The 18,292-nt window shown below is 66.2% G+C and carries 16 protein-coding genes and 1 pseudogene; 12 read left to right on the top strand and 5 right to left on the bottom strand.

The annotated features are described in order from the left end of the window. Positions 1-74: 74 nt before the first annotated feature. Positions 75-2,024: a DUF3604 domain-containing protein gene (locus ACW9UR_RS14755; RefSeq protein WP_458917768.1), complete on the bottom strand. Its 1,950-nt coding sequence runs from the start codon at positions 2,022-2,024 to the stop codon at positions 75-77. A 107-nt stretch (positions 2,025-2,131) separates the two neighbouring features. Next, positions 2,132-2,845: a GntR family transcriptional regulator gene (locus ACW9UR_RS14760; RefSeq protein ID WP_458917769.1), complete on the bottom strand. Its 714-nt coding sequence runs from the start codon at positions 2,843-2,845 to the stop codon at positions 2,132-2,134. Positions 2,846-3,023: 178 nt separating this feature from the next. Between ACW9UR_RS14760 and ACW9UR_RS14765 the strand changes: the two genes are divergently transcribed. The 12 genes from ACW9UR_RS14765 to ACW9UR_RS14820 all read left to right on the top strand — a co-directional run bounded on the left by ACW9UR_RS14765 (position 3,024) and on the right by ACW9UR_RS14820 (position 15,564). After that, complete coding sequence (locus ACW9UR_RS14765) at positions 3,024-4,040, top strand: TRAP transporter substrate-binding protein (protein ID WP_458917770.1); 1,017 nt, start codon at positions 3,024-3,026, stop codon at positions 4,038-4,040. Between the two features lie 96 nt (positions 4,041-4,136). Then, complete coding sequence (locus ACW9UR_RS14770; protein ID WP_458917771.1) at positions 4,137-4,958, top strand: TRAP transporter small permease subunit; 822 nt, start codon at positions 4,137-4,139, stop codon at positions 4,956-4,958. Further along, the gene (locus ACW9UR_RS14775) at positions 4,951-6,570 is read left to right on the top strand and encodes a TRAP transporter large permease (RefSeq protein WP_458917772.1); all 1,620 of its coding nucleotides are present in this window, start codon (positions 4,951-4,953) and stop codon (positions 6,568-6,570) included. Before ACW9UR_RS14770 ends, ACW9UR_RS14775 begins: the two co-directional genes overlap by 8 nt. A 14-nt stretch (positions 6,571-6,584) precedes the next feature. After that, on the top strand, positions 6,585-7,565 hold the full coding sequence (locus tag ACW9UR_RS14780; protein WP_458917773.1) for a phytanoyl-CoA dioxygenase family protein: 981 nt from the start codon (positions 6,585-6,587) through the stop codon (positions 7,563-7,565). Between the two features lie 178 nt (positions 7,566-7,743). Next, positions 7,744-9,237: a UxaA family hydrolase gene (locus ACW9UR_RS14785; protein ID WP_458917774.1), complete on the top strand. Its 1,494-nt coding sequence runs from the start codon at positions 7,744-7,746 to the stop codon at positions 9,235-9,237. A gap of 19 nt (positions 9,238-9,256) precedes the next feature. Further along, the gene (locus ACW9UR_RS14790) at positions 9,257-10,282 is read left to right on the top strand and encodes a Gfo/Idh/MocA family protein (RefSeq protein ID WP_458917775.1); all 1,026 of its coding nucleotides are present in this window, start codon (positions 9,257-9,259) and stop codon (positions 10,280-10,282) included. Next, on the top strand, positions 10,279-11,409 hold the full coding sequence (locus ACW9UR_RS14795) for an FAD-dependent oxidoreductase (protein ID WP_458917776.1): 1,131 nt from the start codon (positions 10,279-10,281) through the stop codon (positions 11,407-11,409). The genes ACW9UR_RS14790 and ACW9UR_RS14795 overlap by 4 nt, the downstream gene beginning before the upstream one ends. After that, complete coding sequence (locus tag ACW9UR_RS14800; RefSeq protein WP_458917777.1) at positions 11,406-12,305, top strand: NAD(P)-dependent oxidoreductase; 900 nt, start codon at positions 11,406-11,408, stop codon at positions 12,303-12,305. Before ACW9UR_RS14795 ends, ACW9UR_RS14800 begins: the two co-directional genes overlap by 4 nt. A gap of 94 nt (positions 12,306-12,399) precedes the next feature. Further along, positions 12,400-13,119 (top strand): SDR family oxidoreductase, encoded by a 720-nt coding sequence (locus ACW9UR_RS14805; protein WP_458917778.1) that lies wholly within the window; start codon positions 12,400-12,402, stop codon positions 13,117-13,119. Positions 13,120-13,135: 16 nt separating this feature from the next. Further along, complete coding sequence (gene denD, locus ACW9UR_RS14810) at positions 13,136-14,113, top strand: D-erythronate dehydrogenase (protein WP_458917779.1); 978 nt, start codon at positions 13,136-13,138, stop codon at positions 14,111-14,113. Continuing rightward, a complete protein-coding gene (locus tag ACW9UR_RS14815) occupies positions 14,110-15,048 on the top strand; it encodes a DMT family transporter (RefSeq protein ID WP_458917780.1) in 939 nt (312 codons plus the stop codon). Before denD ends, ACW9UR_RS14815 begins: the two co-directional genes overlap by 4 nt. 87 nt (positions 15,049-15,135) lie before the next feature. Next, positions 15,136-15,564: a DUF2721 domain-containing protein gene (locus ACW9UR_RS14820; RefSeq protein WP_458917781.1), complete on the top strand. Its 429-nt coding sequence runs from the start codon at positions 15,136-15,138 to the stop codon at positions 15,562-15,564. A gap of 114 nt (positions 15,565-15,678) precedes the next feature. Here ACW9UR_RS14820 and ACW9UR_RS14825 read toward each other — a convergent pair whose 3' ends face one another. The 3 genes and pseudogenes from ACW9UR_RS14825 to ACW9UR_RS14835 form a co-directional block, all read right to left on the bottom strand. Continuing rightward, the gene (locus ACW9UR_RS14825; protein ID WP_458917783.1) at positions 15,679-16,416 is read right to left on the bottom strand and encodes an SDR family oxidoreductase; all 738 of its coding nucleotides are present in this window, start codon (positions 16,414-16,416) and stop codon (positions 15,679-15,681) included. 97 nt (positions 16,417-16,513) lie between these two features. Beyond that, the gene (locus ACW9UR_RS14830) at positions 16,514-17,467 is read right to left on the bottom strand and encodes a 1-phosphofructokinase family hexose kinase (RefSeq protein WP_458917784.1); all 954 of its coding nucleotides are present in this window, start codon (positions 17,465-17,467) and stop codon (positions 16,514-16,516) included. 116 nt (positions 17,468-17,583) lie between these two features. Continuing rightward, positions 17,584-18,181, bottom strand: a pseudogene (locus tag ACW9UR_RS14835) (IS6 family transposase); the annotation flags it as partial. Positions 18,182-18,292: the final 111 nt, after the last annotated feature.

Here is an 18,292-nt window from a genome sequence, read left to right on the forward strand (position 1 = left end):
TCTCCCCTGTTCTTCTGAAAAGGTATGCGTGGGCGGCGGCGTCGCCCACGGTCGTCGCACTGCTGTGACCAGCCTCAACCGGCGGGCGAGTACCAGATCGGCGAGGTGTAGGCCCGCTCCTGCCCGACCAAAACTGCATCCTCGGGGATCTCGGCGCCGAGGCGAAGCTTGTCGTAGAGCACCCAGCGCGGTGTCGGGATCTCCAGAATGCGGGCATAGTAGAACGCCTGCTGGGCGGGATCGAACTCCGGGTCGGTCCAGATCGCTGCAAGCTCCGAGGCGCCGATCGTGTTGGTGTAGTTCGCTGCCTCGACGTCCACCGTGTTGCCGACCTCGGGGACCATGCCGTTGGCGTCTGGCTCCCGGTCGCCGGACCAAGCGACGTCGTAGACCTTCTCGTGGAGTCGGCCGTCCGCGTCCATCCAGCCCTTCACGATCTGCACCCGGTCGAGGTTCGCCCCGATCGGGTCGCGCAGCGCGTAAACCATGAAGTTCGGGGCGGTTGCGCCCTCGGGCGCGGCCCGCAGGTCGGCGCCCATGGGCACGCCCTTGTCGTAGCCGGCGAACGCAGGTGCGCGCGAGCGCAGATCGTTGTCGTCGAACTCCCAGCCGCCGAAGAAGCGCACCATCATGCGGGGACCCGTCGTGGCATAGGTTTCCCGGCGGACCATCGCGTCCCACAGGCTCTCGCGAGTGTTCTCCTTGGCCCAGATGCCGGTATAGCCCGAGGCGACCAGAGACCAGCCGGGGAACTCCCCCTGGTCCGTTTTGGTGAACGGATGCTCGGCGCGGGTCGGAGACGGCTCGGCGTTTGTGGCCTTGCCGAAGTAATTGTCGCTGTCGGCGGTCGCCAGCGACGTATGGCTGTCGGTCGCACCCGAAAAGCCGAACTTGTAGGGGTTCACGCCCAGCGCCTTTTCCAGCGCCATACCCTGTTTCAGCGCCTCGCGGGCGTATTCGCCCTTCAGCATCTCGGGCGTCTTGGCCTCGGTCAGGTCGAGGTTGCCTGCGTCCCAGGTCTCGTAGTCGGCAAAGGGATCCTCGGGGCTGAGCGTCGGGTGCGCTTCGCCATCACCCTTTATCTGGGTGATCTCATAAAGAGGCTCCCAACGGGCCCGGGCGCGGACATAGGCCTCGTCTACCGGCGAGCCGTCATAGCGGGTGTCGGTCGGGAACATGATCCCGTTCGAGAGGTTGCCGTTGTGCGACAGTGCGAAGACGTCCCCACCGGTCTTGGACTCGTATTCCTCGAGCCAGGTATACAGGTCCATCGGATCGGTCGAACCGACGGGCGGCTGCGTTACCATCGGCTCCATCTGCAGGGCCCGGTCGGCATCGTCCCGGAAGATGACGTTGCGGTGCATGTTGTTTCCGCGGATCAATGAGGTCCACTCGTAGCCGTGAAACGCCGTGAAGGTCCCCGGATCGTTGTACTCCTCGACCGTGTCGACGATCTTCTTCCACACCGAGGCATAGATCGGCGAGCCGGGCGAATAGTCCGCGATCAGCTTCGGATCCATCGTGCCCTGTGAGAAATTGGTGATCAGATCAAGCGCCGCCTGAGCCGACGCCTCCCCGCCTTGCTGCAAGGCCTCGGACCAGCGCGCGCCCTGTTCGGAGGCCATGATGTTCGGTGCACCGGCGGCAAGGTCAGTGATCATCCCCATGCCATCCGAGTGTTCCGTGGTCACGATCCAGTCGAGCGGGCGGGACAGGCGCACTGGCTGACCGGATGACGCCATGACCTCCTCGCCGCGAGCAAAGCGCAGCATGGTCTCGGTGTCAGTGGTATTCCCGAAGAGACCGGCATCCATCGACAGGCCCGTGTGGATATGCGTGTCGCCCCAGAAGACGCGGCTGGGAAAGGCGCGCTGAGCGTAAGGCGAATAGGCCTTGCCGGGATAGAGCCCTTGGATGGACTCGCCTGACGGGATGAACTGGGCGGTGGCAGGTGCACCAAGGCCTGCCAGGATTGCAGCCGAAATCACAAGGCTGCGGCGCACGGACATGCGTCGCGTGGTCATGGGTGGTCTCTCCCCGTGGTCTGCCGATCTTCGCGGCTATTTGATCGCGGGGCGCACGCCATAACGCCCGCGGAGGAAAGCATACCACGATTCGGCGGTTTCCCGGGTTACCTGTTCCGCGGCGGTCGGTCGCTCCCCGTCTGGGAGGGCGCAGCCAGTTCCATGATCTTGCGATTCGCGCTGCGAAGGTGGATGTCCAGAGTGGCCGCCGCCCAGCGCGTATCGCGCGCCTCGATGGAGTTCAGGATCTCGGTGTGCTCGGTCACGATCCGCGTGCGGTCGGTTCGGACCCGCGCCACCATGAACCGCGCCCGCCGCAGCCGCGCGTTGTACTCGGCATGGGTCTTGCACAGCGCGGCATTTCCCGACGCTGCGACGATCGCCTCGTGAAAGGCCATGTCGGTTTCGAAAAAGGCCGATTGATCGCCGCCACCGACCAGCGCAAGGAGGCGTTCGTGGATCGCGCGAATCCCTGCAATTGTGGCGTCGCTGGCGTTCTGGCAGGCCTGTTCCCCGGCAAGCGCCTCGAGCACGCGCAGTACCGAAAACATGTCAGCGAGGTCGGCGGCCGAGGGATCAGCGACCACCGGGCTGCGCGCCGGCTTCACCTCGACAAGGCCCTCGTTGGCCAGGATCCTCAGCGCCTCGCGCAGGGGTGTGCGGCTGACGCCAAGCGCCGCAGAGGTTTCGCGTTCAGGCAGGTTGGCCCCGGGCGGGAACTCTCCCATTACGATCCTGCGGCGCAATTCCTCGGCCACCCGTTGCGGCAGCGTGCGGAAATCACCGCTCGGGGCGGTGCTTTCGGCTTCGTTTCGCGACATCCGCGATCTTCCTCCCGATGCGCCTTATTGTTGGTCAATCTTAAAAAACCGGCGCTTGGTATACCGAAGATATTGCCAGACCCTGCCGAGTCGGTCTAGCTTGTCGAACGGCCTGCCCAGAACGGGCCAGACAGCAACACACCATGCCGCACGCCTATCGCGGCACAGGGAGGGAAACTTGAGACACACGACACTCGTCGCGGCAACCGCGACGGCCGCTCTTCTGGCAACCAGCGCCTTCGCGCAGGAGGTCACGCTCCGGATCCAGAACCACTACGCTGCCGACTCGGTGTCGGGCAGCCTGTCGGCGCAGTTCGCCGATGACGTGGAAACCATGTCGAACGGCGAGATCGACATCGAGCTGTTCCACTCGTCCTCGGTCGTGGCCACCGTCGAAACCTTCGACGCCGCCGCGAACGGCATCCTCGACTGCGACATGACCGGTGGCGCCTACCAAACCGGCAAGAATCCCGCGTTCCAGTTCGTGGGCGACATCATGGGCGGTTACGACACCCCCTACCAGCAGCTGAGCTGGCTGTACTACGGTGGCGGTCTGGAAGCGGCCCAGGAGCTCTACAACCAGCACGGCATGCAGCTGATCGGCTGGTGGATCTACGGTCAGGAATCGATGTCCTCGTCCAAGCCGCTGGCCGGCCCGGACGATCTGAAGGACTGGAAGTTCCGCTCGCCCCCGGGACTGGAAACCGAGATCTTCGCCGAGCTGGGCGCCTCGCCGATCGTGATGGACTTCACCGAGATCTTCACCGCGCTCGAGACCGGCATCATCGACGGCGCCGACGCTTCGGGCCTGGCGAACAACGTCGGCATGGGTCTCTATGACATCGTCAAGCACGCCACCTACCCCGGCTTCCACTCGATGCCGTCGGACCACCTGGCCTGCAACAAGGACGTCTGGGACGGTCTGGCCGACCACCACAAGCGCATCATCGAGACCGCGATGCAGAAACTGGCGCTGCAGACCGCGCTCTACTTCGAGCGCGCCAACGCGCAGGCCGCTGCCGACCTTCAGGCTGCCGGCGTGACGCTGCACGACTGGTCGACCGAAGACCGCGCCGCGTTCCGTGCAGCCGCCCAGAAAGCCTGGGAAGGCTGGGCCGAGAAGACCCCGGAAGCCCGTGCGCTGGTCGACAGCCACAAGGCCTACCTGGGTCAGCTGGGCCTGCTGTCCGAGTGATGCGGACGGCCTGACGGCTAGTTCGCCTGATCCTGCGGCGGGCCCCTCGGGGCTCGCCCATTTCGTCTTAATCCATTGCTGCCGGAGGATGCCCGCATGCAATCCAAAAGCGTCTGGCTCGGCCCGTTACGCGGACCCGTCAAGCTGGCGATGATCGTCAGCGTGGCCCTGACGGTCCTGATGGCCGCCTGGCTCATCGTTACCTACGCAACGGGCAATTCCGAGCTCGGCATGCACGAAATGATCCGCCCGTCCGGAAAGCCGATGGTCCAGGCGATGCTGATCCTGCTGTGCATAGCGCTGCTCAGCAGTTCAATCTTCCTCTCGGATACGAGAGGCGCGATCGAGATCGAGGCGAACGGATTCTTCGACATCCTGTCGCTGGTCCTGTCGCGACTGGCGATGATCGGCGTGATCTTCATCGTCATCGTTATGTTCTACGAGGTGATCTCGCGCTACGTGTTCGAAAAGCCCACCCTCTGGGCAAACGAACTTTCGCTGTGGATCGCCGCGATGGTCTTCCTGTTCGCGGGCCAGTACGCCATGCAGCAGCGCAGCCACATCCGCATCTACATCATCTACGACATGATGCCCCGCTGGATGCAGAAACTTTCGGACTGCATCTCGGTATTCCTGATCTGGGTCTTCACAATCGGCCTTGTCTGGGGCGCCTATAACGAGGCCTACACCAAGGCCCTGCGGATGGAGACCTTCGGCACCGCCTGGGATCCGCCCATCCCCGCGACCGTGAAGGTCGGCATCCTCGTCATCATCTGTCTCGTCGCCCTCCAGGCGCTGTCGAACCTCATCGCCGACTGGAACAAGGCCCCCGAGCATCACAGCCCGGCCGACGAGATCGACGAAACCGAAATCGAGAACATCCGCCGTACTCTGGAAGGGGACCGCGACAATGGTTGATATCGGCACTCTGTCGCTGATCCTGCTTCTGTCCATGTTCGTGCTGCTGGCGATCGGGATGCCGCTGGGCTTTGCCTCGGCTTTCCTGGCGCTGGTGACGCTGGTGCTGAAATTCGGCCCGGACCTGCTGTTCGGAGAAGTCCTCTCGGGCGACTTCTCGAAGTTCGGGCGCGGCCCACTCGCCGTGCTCAGCCAGGCGATATACCGGCAGATGACGAACTACGTGCTGATATCAGTACCACTGTTCATCTTCATGGCAGCGCTGCTGGAACGCTCCGGTATCGCGCGGGACATGTATTCCTCGCTGAACGTGTGGCTCTCGAAGACCCGCGGCGGCATTGCCATCGTGACCTCGATCATGGCCGTCATCATGGCCGCCATGTCCGGGATCATCGGCGGCGAGGTCGTCTTGCTGGGCCTGATCGCCCTGCCGCAGATGCTGCGCCTCGGCTACAACCAGAACCTCGCCATCGGGACGATCTGCGCAAGCGGCTCGCTGGGTACCATGATCCCGCCGTCGATCGTGCTGATCTTCTACGGGCTGGTGACCGAGACCTCGATCAAGGCGCTGTTCACCGCGTCCTTCCTGCCGGGCTTCATGCTGGCCTCGTTCTTCATCGCCTACATCATCATCCGCACGCAGCTGAACCCGGACCAGGCCCCCCTGCCCGAGGCGGCTCCGGGCGAGCCCAGCGGCGGCGAGAAACGGAACCTGTTCCTGGCCTTCCTGTCCTGCCTCGTGGCTGGCGCCAGTGCCGTGCTGATGCTGCGGCTGCTGTTCCTGACAGCCACCGGCGCCAACGCCGTGACCGAAGGCGTTGAGCCGATCCCGCTTGGCATGATGTCGGACCTGCCCTGGCTGGGCGGTGCCCTGCTGCTGTCGCTGGCGCTGATCTTCTTCGTCTTCGGCCGCGAGCGCACCGCGCAGGGTTGGCAGATGGGCAAGGGCCTCGTCGCTCCGATCATCGTGATCGGTGTGGTTCTGGGCTCGATTTACGGTGGCATCACCGGCATCACCGAAGCTGCGGGCATGGGCGTGATCGCCGTGTTCCTGATCTCGGTCATCCGGCGTGAGATGTCCTTCGACGTGGTCTGGGACAGCGTCATGCGCACGCTGAAGTCGACGGGCACGATCATCTGGGTGACGATCGGCGCTGCGGCGCTGGCGGCAGCCTACACGCTGGCGGGCGGGCCGACCTATGTCGCCAACCTGATCGTCGGCGCCGAGCTGCCCACCATGGGGATCATCCTGGTCATGATGTTCATCTTCCTGATCATGGGGATGTTCATGGACTGGGTCGGCATCGTACTGCTGATCATGCCGGTGTTCCTGCCGATCGTGCTGAAACTGCCGGTCGAGGAAATCGGCTTCATCGGCAGCCTGGATCCGTCCCATGTCGCGATCTGGTTCGGGGTGGTGTTCTGCATGAACATGCAGGTCAGCTTCCTGTCGCCACCGTTTGGCCCCGCCGCCTTCTACCTGAAGTCGGTCGCCCCGGCGCATATCTCGCTCACCGACATCTTCCGCGGCTTCCTGCCCTTCATCGGCATCCAGCTGCTCGCGCTGTCGGTCCTGCTGATCTATCCGTCCCTCGTGTCGGTGTTCCTCTAGGAAAGGAAAGCTCCATGTCCGCCGAAGCCTCTACGACCGAACCGAAGGGACTGACAGCGGACCAGGTCGCCGCCTTCGAGCGCGACGGCTACCTGGTGGTCGGGGACGTCCTGTCCCCGGCCATCCTCGAGGCGCTGCACGCCGAATACTCCACCCTGATGGACCGGCTATACGACGGGTGGAGCGCAGAGGGTCGCGTCCCTCCCGGCGCGGCCCTCGACTTCTGGGGCAAGCTCAGCACGGCCTACGCGGCGGGCTGCGACTGGTTCCAGCCAATGGACTGCTCGCTGCCTGGCGAAAGGGTCACGGCCGACACGCCGATGCACTTCGGCCCGGCCGCCTTCGACATGATCACCCATCCGAAGCTGCTCGATATCGTGGAAAGCCTGATTGGCCCCGAGCTCACATCGAACCCGATCCAGCACATCCGCCTGAAACCGCCCCAGGGCGAGGTCCACTCTGACGAGATCCGCGCCCATATCGGCCTGACCGACTGGCACCAGGACCGCGGTGTCTCGCTGGAAAGCGCGGACCGGACCGACATGGTGACGGTCTGGCTGGCGATCACCGACGTGACCGAAGACAGCGCGCCGCTCAAGGTTATCCCAGGTGCGCACCGGGACGGGCTGATCGAGCATTGCGGCTGGGTGCAGACCGGCATCCCCGGCAAGCTGATCCCTGAGGACCGCGCGGTGCCCCTGCCCTGCAAGGCCGGCTCGGCGGTGCTCCTGCACCCGCTGACCCCGCACGCCTCGCTGCCGAACACCTCGGACAGGTTCCGCTGGTCCTTCGACATCCGCTTCAACCGTACCGGCCAGCCGACCGGCCGCGACCACTTCCCCAGCTTCACTGCCCGCTCCCGCGCCCGGCCCGAAACGGAACTCAGGGACTGGCGCATGTGGGACGAGATGTGGCAGACCGCCCGCGCCCGGCTTTCGGGCCAGCCGCATATCCCGCTGCACCGCTGGGACACGTCGAACCCGGTGTGCGCCTGAGGCGCCGGCCTTCCATGTTCTGAAAATATCCCCGCCGGAGGCATCCGGCGGTGGCCGCTGCCGGGACCGTCCGAAAGAGCGCTGGACGCCGACCTTGAGACCTGACATTTTCGCGGCGGCCTTTTAAGCTTAACCAGCCAGAAAGCGCCCGGACGGGCGCTTGAGCAAGGAACCGTTCATGCCCGATACAATCCGCCTCGATGCCTCCGACAACGTGGTCACTGCGACCCGCCCGCTGGAAGTCGGAACCGAGGGCGCGATCCAGCTGATCCCGCGCGGTCACAAGATGGCGGCCGAGGACATCCCCGCCGGTAGCCCGGTGCGCAAATACGCCCAGATCATCGGCTATGCCGCCGAGGACATCGCCAAGGGCGCGCATGTCCACACCCACAACCTGGAATTCCGCGCCGTCGAGCAGACCTACGAGTTCGGCACCAACCTGCGCCCCGCCGCCGCGCCCGAGACCCGCGACACGTTCATGGGCTACCGCCGCGCCTCGGGCCGGGTCGGGACGCGCAATTTCATCGCCGTGCTGACTTCGGTGAACTGCTCGGCCACCGCGGCGCGGATGATCGCGAGCCATTTCACCGAAGAGAAACTCGCCGCCTATCCCAATGTCGACGGCGTCGCCGCCTTCGTCCACGGCACCGGCTGCGGCATGGCAGGCGACGGCGACGGGTTCGAGGCGCTGCAGCGCGTCATGTGGGGCTATGCCAAGCACCCCAACGTCGGCGGCGTGCTGATGGCCGGACTGGGCTGCGAGATCAACCAGATCGACTGGCTGGTCGAGGCCTACGGTCTGACGCCCGGCCCGCTGTTCCAGACCATGAACATCCAGGACGTCGGCGGCATCCGCAAGACGGTGGAACTTGGCATCAAGAAGATCGAGGCGATGTTGCCCATCGTCAACGACGTCCAACGCGAGGAATGCCCGGCGTCGGAGTTGATGGTCGCCCTGCAATGCGGCGGCTCGGACGCCTGGTCGGGGATCACCGCGAACCCCGCCGTCGGCTATGCCTGCGACCTGTTGACCGCTCAGGGCGGCACCGGCGTTCTGGCCGAAACCCCCGAAATTTATGGCGCCGAGCACCTGCTGACCGCCCGCGCCGTCTCGCCCGAGGTTGGGGAGAAGCTGGTCGGCCTGATCCGCTGGTGGGAGGATTACACCGCCCGCAACAAGGGCTCGATGGACAACAACCCCTCGCCCGGTAACAAGAAGGGCGGGCTGACGACGATCCTGGAAAAGTCGCTGGGGGCGGCGGCCAAGGGCGGCACCACGCCGCTGACCGGGGTCTACAAGTACGGCGAGACCGTCACCGCAAAGGGGTTCACCTTCATGGACAGCCCCGGCTACGACCCGGCCAGCGTCACCGGCCAGATCGCGAGCGGCTGCAACCTGGTGTGTTTCACCACCGGGCGCGGCTCGGCGGCGGGCTACAAGCCATCGCCCTCGATGAAGGTCGCGACCAACACCGAGATGTTCAACCGCATGACCGAGGACATGGACGTGAACGCGGGCCGCATCCTGAGCGACGGCGCGTCGGTCGAGGAAGTCGGCCGCGAGATCTACGAGATGTGGCTGCGCATGGCATCGGGCGAAAAGTCGAAGTCAGAGCTTCAGGGGCTGGGCGATTACGAGTTCGTACCCTGGCAGATCGGCGCGGTGATGTGACCATGCGCGCCCTGCCCCGATGACAGTCCCCCCCGCAAGCGTCCCGCAAGTGCGCGTGGTCGTGGTCGGCGCGGGCTCGGTCGGCGCGCGCCACGCGCAAGCGGTCATTGCGCATGGGGCAGCGCGTCTTGTGGCCGTCGTCGACCCATCGGAAACCGCCCGCGCCGCCTTTGACGCGCCCGGCTTTGCAACGCTCGACGCGGTGGATGTCGCAGCCGATGCGGTCATCATCGCCACCCCCACCAGCACACACACGCCGCTCGGCATTGCAGCCGCCAAACGCGGCTGGGCCGTGCTGGTCGAGAAGCCGATCGCGGACACGCTCGCCTCCGCCGATGCGCTGATCGAGGCCTGCGCACAGGCCGGCGTTCCGCTGCTGGTCGGCCACCACCGCCGCACGCACGCCGTCGCCGCACAGGCCAAAGCGCTGTTGGAACAGGGCGCCATCGGTCGGCTGGTCGGCGTATCGGGCATGTGGTGCGTGAAGAAACCCGAGGGCTATTTCGACGTGCCCTGGCGCAGCGGCGACGAGGGCTCGCCGGTGATGATCAACCTGGTGCACGACCTCGACCTGCTGCGTTACCTCGCCGGACCGATCATCGAGGCGCGTCCGCTTCTGTCGTCCGCCACGCGGCACGGCGCGACCGAGGATACCGGTGCCGTCGCCCTACGCTTCGAGAGCGGCGCTCTCGGCACGATGCTGTTCACTGACAGCGCGCCCAGCCCCTGGGGTTTCGAGCATGCCAGCGGCGAGAATCCGAACATCGCCGGCGGCGGCGACGACTGCTACCGTTTCGTCGGCACCGAAGGCGCGCTTGGCTTTCCCTCGCTGACGCTCTGGCGCGGGGCACGGGACTGGTCCGAACCGACGATGCCCGAGCTGCACGACACTCTTGCTCCGACCGACCCGCTTGCCGCGCAGGTGGGGCATCTCTGCGACGTGGTCGCGGGCCGTGCCGCGCCGCTCTGTTCCGGGGCGGATGGGCGGGCGGCGCTGGCTTTGGCCCAGCAGATCACGGGCGACGGCCGAAAGGCCATGACATGAGGATCGCCGTCATCGGACGCGGACTGATCGGCTCGGCCGCCGCGCGGCACTTGGCGCTTGCGGGGCACGACACGATACTGATCGGACCCTCCGAGCCCGAGAACAAGACCGCACACCAGGGCGTCTTCGGCAGCCACTACGACGAAGGGCGGATCACCCGCAGCCTTGCCACCGATCCGTACTGGGCCGAGGTCTCGGCCGCCTCCATCGCCCGCTACCACGAGATCGAGGCGCAGGGCGGCATCCGTTTCTTCACCCAATGCGGCGCGCTGATGGCCGGGCCGGAAACCAGCGCCTTTATCGCCGAGACCGAGGCGACCCTGCGCCGGACCGAAACCCGTGCGCAGCGTCTCGACCGCGCGGCGATGGCGCGGGCCTTCCCGGCGCTGGCCTTTCCCGAGGGCTTCGCAGGCTTCCACGAGGCCGAGGGCGCGGGCCACATCTCCCCACGCAAGCTTGTGGCGGCGCAGACAATCGCAGCCCGCAAGCTTGGCGCGCGGATCGTCGATGCGCCCGCCGAGGGGGTCGAGGAAACGGGCGCCGGCATCACCGTGCAGGCGGGTGACGAGCGCATCGCCGCAGATCGGGTGCTGGTCGCCGCGGGCGGCATGACGGACCACCTGCTGCCCGAACCGCTGGGCCTGAAGGTGCTCGCGCGCACCGTGGTCTTCTTCGAACTCGATGAGGTCGAGGCGAAGCGACTGTCCCACCTGCCCTCGCTGGTCCTGCGCATGGACGACGCCGCCGAACCCTACATGCTGCCGCCGATCCGCTACCCGGACGGGCGCGTGTTGCTGAAACTGGGCGGCGATCCGGTGGACGTTCCGCTCACCAGCCCGCAGGAGATCGGCGACTGGTTCCGCTCGGGCGGCAACGCGGAGGTACGCGACTATCTGGTCGGGCTGATGGCCCGGCTGATCCCGGACCTCTCCCCCACGGCCATCCACATGGAGCCCTGCATGACCACCTACAGTGCCGACGGCTACCCGGTGATCCGGCGGCTGACAGGGCGGCTGGCGGTGGCGACGGCGGGCAATGGCGCCGGGGCGAAATGTTCGGACGAACTTGGACGCAGGGGCGCGCTCGCCGCCCTCAACGAAGACCTGAATATCGGAGAACCAGCATGAGCGACAAACCCGCAATCGGCTTTATCGGCCTCGGTCTCATGGGCGCGGCCATGGTGGGCCGCCTTCAGGACCTGGACTATCCCATGACCGTGGTCGCCAACCGCTCGCGCGATGCGGTGGAAAAGGCCGTCTCGCGCGGCGCGACCGAGGTGGGCAGCGCCCGCGAAGTCGCCGCCGCCTCGGACATCGTGATGCTCTGCGTCGACACCTCGGCCTCGGTCGAGGCGCGCATGCTGGGCGAGGACGGGGTGATCGCGGGCCTGCGCGAGGGCGCGACCGTGATCGACTTCGGCACCTCGCTGCCCGGCTCGACCCGAATGCTGGCCGAGAAAGTCGCCGCCGCAGGGGGCACACTGATCGATGCACCTTTGGGCCGCACCCCGGCCCATGCGGTGGATGGCAAGCTGAACATCATGGCCTCGGGCGACCGCGCGACCTATGACCGGATCAAGCCGGTTCTGGACGACCTGGGCGAGAACGTCTTTCACCTGGGCGACAGCGGCGCGGGCCACACGATCAAGCTGATCAACAACTTCTTCGCAATGACCACCGCCTGCGCCATGTCCGAGGCCTTCGCCATGGCGGAACGCGCCGGTGTCGGGCGCGAGACGCTCTACGAGGTGATGGCCGCCGGGCCGAACCGTTCGGGGATGATGGATTTCATCAAGGCCCACGCGCTCGATAACGAGATCCAGCTGGCATTCAGCGTCTCGAACGGGCGCAAGGACATCGGTTACTACGCGCAGATGGCGGACGACCTGGGTGCCCCCAGCCAGATGTCGGGCGCGGCGAAGAACGCGCTGGCGCTGGCCAAGGCGACCGGCTGGGGCGACCGCATGGTGCCCGAGATGGTCGACTGGTTCGACGCGCTTTTCGACGAGGCGAAGAAGCCCTGATCCCCTTGACGCCGCGTGACATTCCCCGTCACGCGGCGTATTGGTCCTTTCAATTTAACCAGACAGCCTTCCAGCCATAAAAGAGGAAATGTCCATGCGTCTCCAGGGCAAGAAAGCCTTCATCACCGCCGCCGGCCAGGGCATCGGCCGCGCCACCGCCGAGGCCTTCATCCGCGAGGGCGCGGAGGTCACCGCGACCGATATCAACGCCGATCTGCTGAAGGGGCTGGACTGCCGGACCGAACGGCTGGACGTGACCGATGCCGCCGCCGTCAAGGCGCTGATCGAAGAGGTGCAGCCGGACATCCTGTTCAACTGCGCGGGCGTGGTTCACGGCGGCACGGTCCTTGAGGCGTCGGACGCAGATCTGGACTTCGCGTTCGAGCTGAACGTGCGCGCCATGATGCGCACCATCCAGGCCGCCCTGCCCGGCATGATCGAGCGCGGCAAGGGCTCGATCGTCAACATCGCCTCGGTCGCGGGCTCGGTCATGGGCGTGCCCAACCGCTGCGTCTACGGCACCACCAAGGCCGCGGTGATCGGCCTGACGAAGTCGGTCGCCAAGGACTTCATCACCACCGGCGTGCGCTGCAACGCGATCTGCCCGGGCACTGTCGACAGCCCTTCGCTGCACGAGCGGCTCAAGGCCACCGGCGACTATGAAAAAGCCATGCGGGACTTCGTCGCCCGCCAGCCGATGGGCCGTATCGCCACCGCCGAGGAGATCGCTGCGCTGGGCGTCTACCTCTCCTCGGACGAAAGCGGCTTCACCACCGGCCAGGCGCACATCATCGACGGCGGCATGGCAGGCTGAGAAGGACGAGATCGACATGACAAAAGTACTCATCACCGGCGGCGGCGGCTTCATCGGCCAGAAACTGGCGAAGCGCCTCGCCACCGAGGGCACCCTGCGCGGGCAGAAGATCACCGGCATGACGCTGATCGACCTGGCCGAGCCGAAGGCGCCCGACGCGCCCTTCCCCGTGCGCACGCTGGCGGCGGACATCTCTGATGCCTCGGCGGTTTCACAGGCCTACGAGGGCGGGCAGGACGTGATCTTCCACCTCGCCGCCGTCGTCTCCGGCGCGGCCGAGGCGGATTTTGACCTGGGCATGCGCGTCAACCTCGACGGCACGCTGAACATCTTCCAGGCTGCCCGTGAACAGGGCGACTGCCCCATCGTGGTCTACTCCTCCTCCTGCGCAGTGCACGGCGGCGAGGCACCGGACCCGGTGACCGACGGGGTCGAGTTGAACCCGCAGACCTCCTACGGCACCCAGAAGGCGATCGGAGAGTTGCTGCTCAACGACATGAGCCGCAAGGGCTTCCTCGACGGTCGCGGGCTGCGGCTGCCGACGATCTCGATCCGGCCGGGCAAGCCCAACGCGGCGGCCTCGTCCTTCATGTCGTCGATCTTCCGCGAGCCGCTTCAGGGAGAGCCCGCCAACTGCCCCGTCTCGCGCGATTACCCGGTGTGGCACCTGCCGCCGCGCATGATCGTCGAGCATCTGCTGCACGCCGCGACCATCGACGGCGCGGATTTCGGGCCAAACCGGAACATCAACCTGCCAGGCCGTACCGACACCGTGGGCGAGATGGTCGACGCCATGACCCGCGTCGCCGGGCCAGAGCCGGCGAAACTCATCACTTGGAACTCGGACCCGGTGATCGAGAAGATCGTCATGGGCTGGCGCCAACGACTGCTGCCGGAGAAAGCGATCCGCCTAGGCTTCCGCGCGCCCGAAAGCTTCGACGACAGCGTGCGCTGGTTCCTCGAGGACGACCACCGCGACGTGGCCGGATCTTGACGACAACCAGCGCCCGTCCTCGCGAGGACCGCGTGCCCCTGGCGCTGGCCATCATGGCCGGCGCCTTCTTCTGTTTCACCATGATCGACACCAGCGCGAAATGGCTGGCCGCAGCCGGCCTGCCCGCGCTTCAGATCGCGTTCATCCGATACGCTGGGAACTTCATCGCGTCGCTGCTGGTGTTCCTGCCGCGCGAGGGACGCTCGCTGTTCCGTTCGCACATGCCGCTGCATCAGTTCGGCCGCGCAATTTCGCTGCTGACGTCGACCTGCTGCAACTTCATCGCGCTCAGCTACCTGCCGCTGACCGTGACCACGGCCATTTTCTTCGCCGCTCCGGTGCTGGTCTGCCTGCTGTCAATTCCCCTACTGGGAGAGACCGTCGGCCTGCGCCGCTTCATCGCGATCCTTGTGGGTTTCTCGGGCGTGCTGATCATCACCCAGCCATGGGGAGCCGCCTTCCACTGGGCGATGATCTTCTCGCTGACCGCACTCTGCGCCAATGCCTTCTACTTCGTACTCACCCGAATGATCGCCGGCCGCGACGACAACCCGACGGGCCAGATCATCACTTCCGGCGTGCCAACGTTGATCCTGGCGCCGGTGCTGCTGTGGACCGGCTGGACCTGGCCTTCGGCGCCAACCGACTGGCTGGCCTTCTGCGCCGCCGGGATCTTCGCCACGGTGGGTCACTCGCTGCTGACAGTGGGACACCGCTACGCCCCGGCCTCGACGCTGGCACCAATGGTCTACGTGCAGATCATCTACGTCTCGGTCATCAGCTGGGCGGTATTCAACCAGCCCCCCGACCTCAACACGCTGCTGGGTACGGCGGTGATCGTGGCGGCGGGCCTTTACATCTGGCTGCGCGAGCGAAAGCGCCCGCCCAGGAAACCAATCAAGACGCCCGGAGGAATCCCCGGAGGCCCGCGCTGAGGGCGGCCCCGCAACCCACGCCTGAGAAGGTTGACGCCGGCAAAGTGAAATATTAACTCGCCCATCCTTAGCCAGGAGGCCTCCGCCGTGGCGCTCGAACCAGATACCCTCGACCAGATCTCACAGGCCATTTCTCATGCCATTGCGCCCGCATTCCTGCTTGGCGCCATGTCGGCGTTCGTGTCGTTCCTGTCGGCCCGGATCGACGTTGTTCTCAACCGCATCCGCGGGATTAACGCGATCTCCGAAGGCGAGGATCACGCAGACCTCAAGACCGACGTCACCCGGCTCACTCGCCGCCTGTTATTGCTGCGCCGAGCCTTGCTCTTCACGATCGCGGCCGGCCTCGTGACCACGGTCCTGATGATCATGTCTTTCGCGCTGGCGGTGCTCGGCATTCAGCACGTCTGGGGCGTGGCCATGCTGTTCATCGTCGCGCTCGCGCTCTACGCGGTGGCGATCTTCAATGTCGGGCTCGACGGGATGATCTCGATCGGCAAGTCCGACCATTTCTGACGTACCGCCGGTCGCGGCCAACGTAAAACCTCACCATCCATCGGCACACGCGGTGATCGCGCCAACGCCCCGGCGCGATCACGAGGTTTTCGGGCGGATCATACCGCCCCCGGCTCAGCCCCGGCCGACGTAGGGCATCGCCGATGCCATGATCGTCATCGTCTGGATGTTCGTATCCAGCGGCAGGCTCGCCATATGGACCACCGCATTCGCCACATCCGAGGCCTTCATCACCGGCTCGGCCTTGATCGAACCGTCGGCCTGCGGCACGCCGTCGACCATCCGCGCGGCCATATCGGTCAACGCGTTGCCGATGTCGATCTGCCCGCAGGCGATGTTGAACTTGCGCCCATCAAGGCTCAGCGTCTTGGTCAGGCCGCTGATTGCGTGCTTGCTGGCGGTATAGGGCACCGAGCCCGGACGCGGCACATGAGCCGAGATCGAGCCGTTGTTGATGATCCGCCCGCCCTGCGGGTCCTGGTTGCGCATCTGCCGGAAGGCGGCGCGGGCGCAGATGAAGGCGCCAGTCAGGTTCACGTCGATCACCTGCCGCCACTCGTCCACGCCGATTTCGTCGATCGGGCGGCCGGGCACGTTGGTACCGGCGTTGTTGAACAGCACGTCGACGCGGCCGAACGCCTCGGCAATATTTGCGAAGGCGGCATCGACGGCGGCCTCGTCGGTCACGTCCGTGGGCACGCAAAGCGCGTTGGCATTGCCGTTCGCGGTCTCCTGCAGCGGGGCCTCGCGACGGCCCAGCAGGGCGACGCGATAGCCTGCGTCCAGAAAGGCTCGGGCGGTCTCCGCGCCGATGCCGCTGCCGGCACCGGTAACGATGGCGGTCTTGGTCATGTTCTTCCTCCCGTTTTGTGCGGATGCCGCCGCCCGGGCGGGCGCGGCCTTGGTATACCGATTGCGCGGCGGAGTTTGGTCCCCCTGCCCGGCGGCGTCAATCGCCAAGCGGCACGATGCGCACCTCGGCCCGCAGATCCTTCGCCAGTTGCGGATCACAAAGCTGCGTCGCGGGCGTGGTCACGGCGCTGGCCGCCGTCGCCGAGCCCTGAGCCCCCGCTTCGACCGCGCTTGCGCCGCGCGAAAGCGCCAGCGCGAAGGCAGCAACGAAACTGTCGCCCGCGCCGACCTTGCTGACCACCGGCACCTTGGGCGCGGTACACAAGTGGCACCCTTCAGCATCCGCGATCACGTTGCCCTCGGCCCCGCAGGCAACCGCCGCGACCTTGGCCGCGCCGCGTGCGACAAGCGCCCGCGCGACGCGCGCCACCGCCTCGGGCCCCGGCAGGTCGCTGCCCGACAGCGCCTCGGCCTCGGCCCGGTCCATGCGCAGCACGGCGACCGGCGTGGCGCTTGCCGCCTCGGCCGCGCGCAACGCCGGCCCCGAGGTATCGAGGATCGTCCGCACGCCCCGAGGCGCCACCGCCGCATTCACCCGCAGCCAGAAATCCGCCGGCACGCCCGGCGGCAGGCTGCCGCTCGCGACCAAAATGTCGCCCTCGGCCAGAGTCCCGGCGATCCTCGCCTCTGCCCTGCCCCAGTCGGCGGTTTTCCACTCCGGCCCCGGCAGGATGAATCGGTACTGGTGTCCACTGGTCCGGTCGGTGACGGCAATGCTCTGCCGGGTGGCGAGGCCCACGCCCAGATCCTCGGGCGCCAGCCCTTCGGCGATCAGCAGGGCGCGCATCTCGTCGCCCGCCGCGCCGCCCAGGGCGACCAGCAACCGGCTGTCCCCGCCCAGCCGGGCAATGGCGCGGCTGACGTTCACACCGCCGCCGCCCGGGTCCAGCGCCGGCGCATCGCAGCGCAGCTTCTCGTCGGGAACGACGGCATCGACCCCGGTCGAGATGTCCAGGGCGGGGTTCAGCGTGACGGTGACGATCCGGCTCATGCACCCTTGATGGCAGGCCCACGCGCCCACGCCAAGCCCCAGAAGGACGCTATCACGGTAACTCGTAGTGACCGGCCGTTCCTCGGACCCCGGCATCAGCCCGCCACAATCTGACGCTAGTCGGCCAGGGCAGCAGCTCGGAAAACTTTCAGCGTGCGACGGGCTATCAGGTGGCGTTGAAAGTTAAAGAGGTTGGCAATCGCAGCGTGGGTCGAGAGGAAGCGCCGCGCCGAGCCTGGTGACTCGAACCGAATTTGCTGCCGTTCTCGGCGCCGGGTCGGTTGATTCGAAACCTCCGCCCGATTGTTTGAGCGGCCCCGGTCACTTGCCGTTCGGCCAAGCCCATCTGGCGAAGCGCGGCCCCATAGGACCGAAGGCGATCCGTCACAATGGAAGCCGGGACATAGCCCTGTCGCTTCAAAAGGTTCCGCAGCAATTTCAATGCCGCCCTCCGGTCCCGCTTGGGCTGAACCAGGATGTCCGGCACCTCACCCGCGTCATCTAAGCGCGCCAGAGATAGATCGTCTTGCCACCAATCTTGAGGAAAGCCTCATCCAGATACCAACAGTCCGATGATCGCGGCCTTAACTTGCGGATCCGGTGGGCATAGCTCCGGCCAAATTTCAGTACCCACCTCCGGACCGTTTCGTAGAAGACTTCAATGCCTCGTTCCGCGAGGATGTCCTCGACATCGCAAAAGCTCAGCGCGATGCGCGACGAGGCCCTCGGCCTGCTGCGCGGGCTGATCGAGACCGTGGAGCTGCGCTATGAGGACCAAACCTGGCAGGTCGACCTGAAGGGCGAGATCGCCCGGCTGGTGGAGAT

Source organism: Halovulum sp. GXIMD14794 (assembly GCF_054457455.1).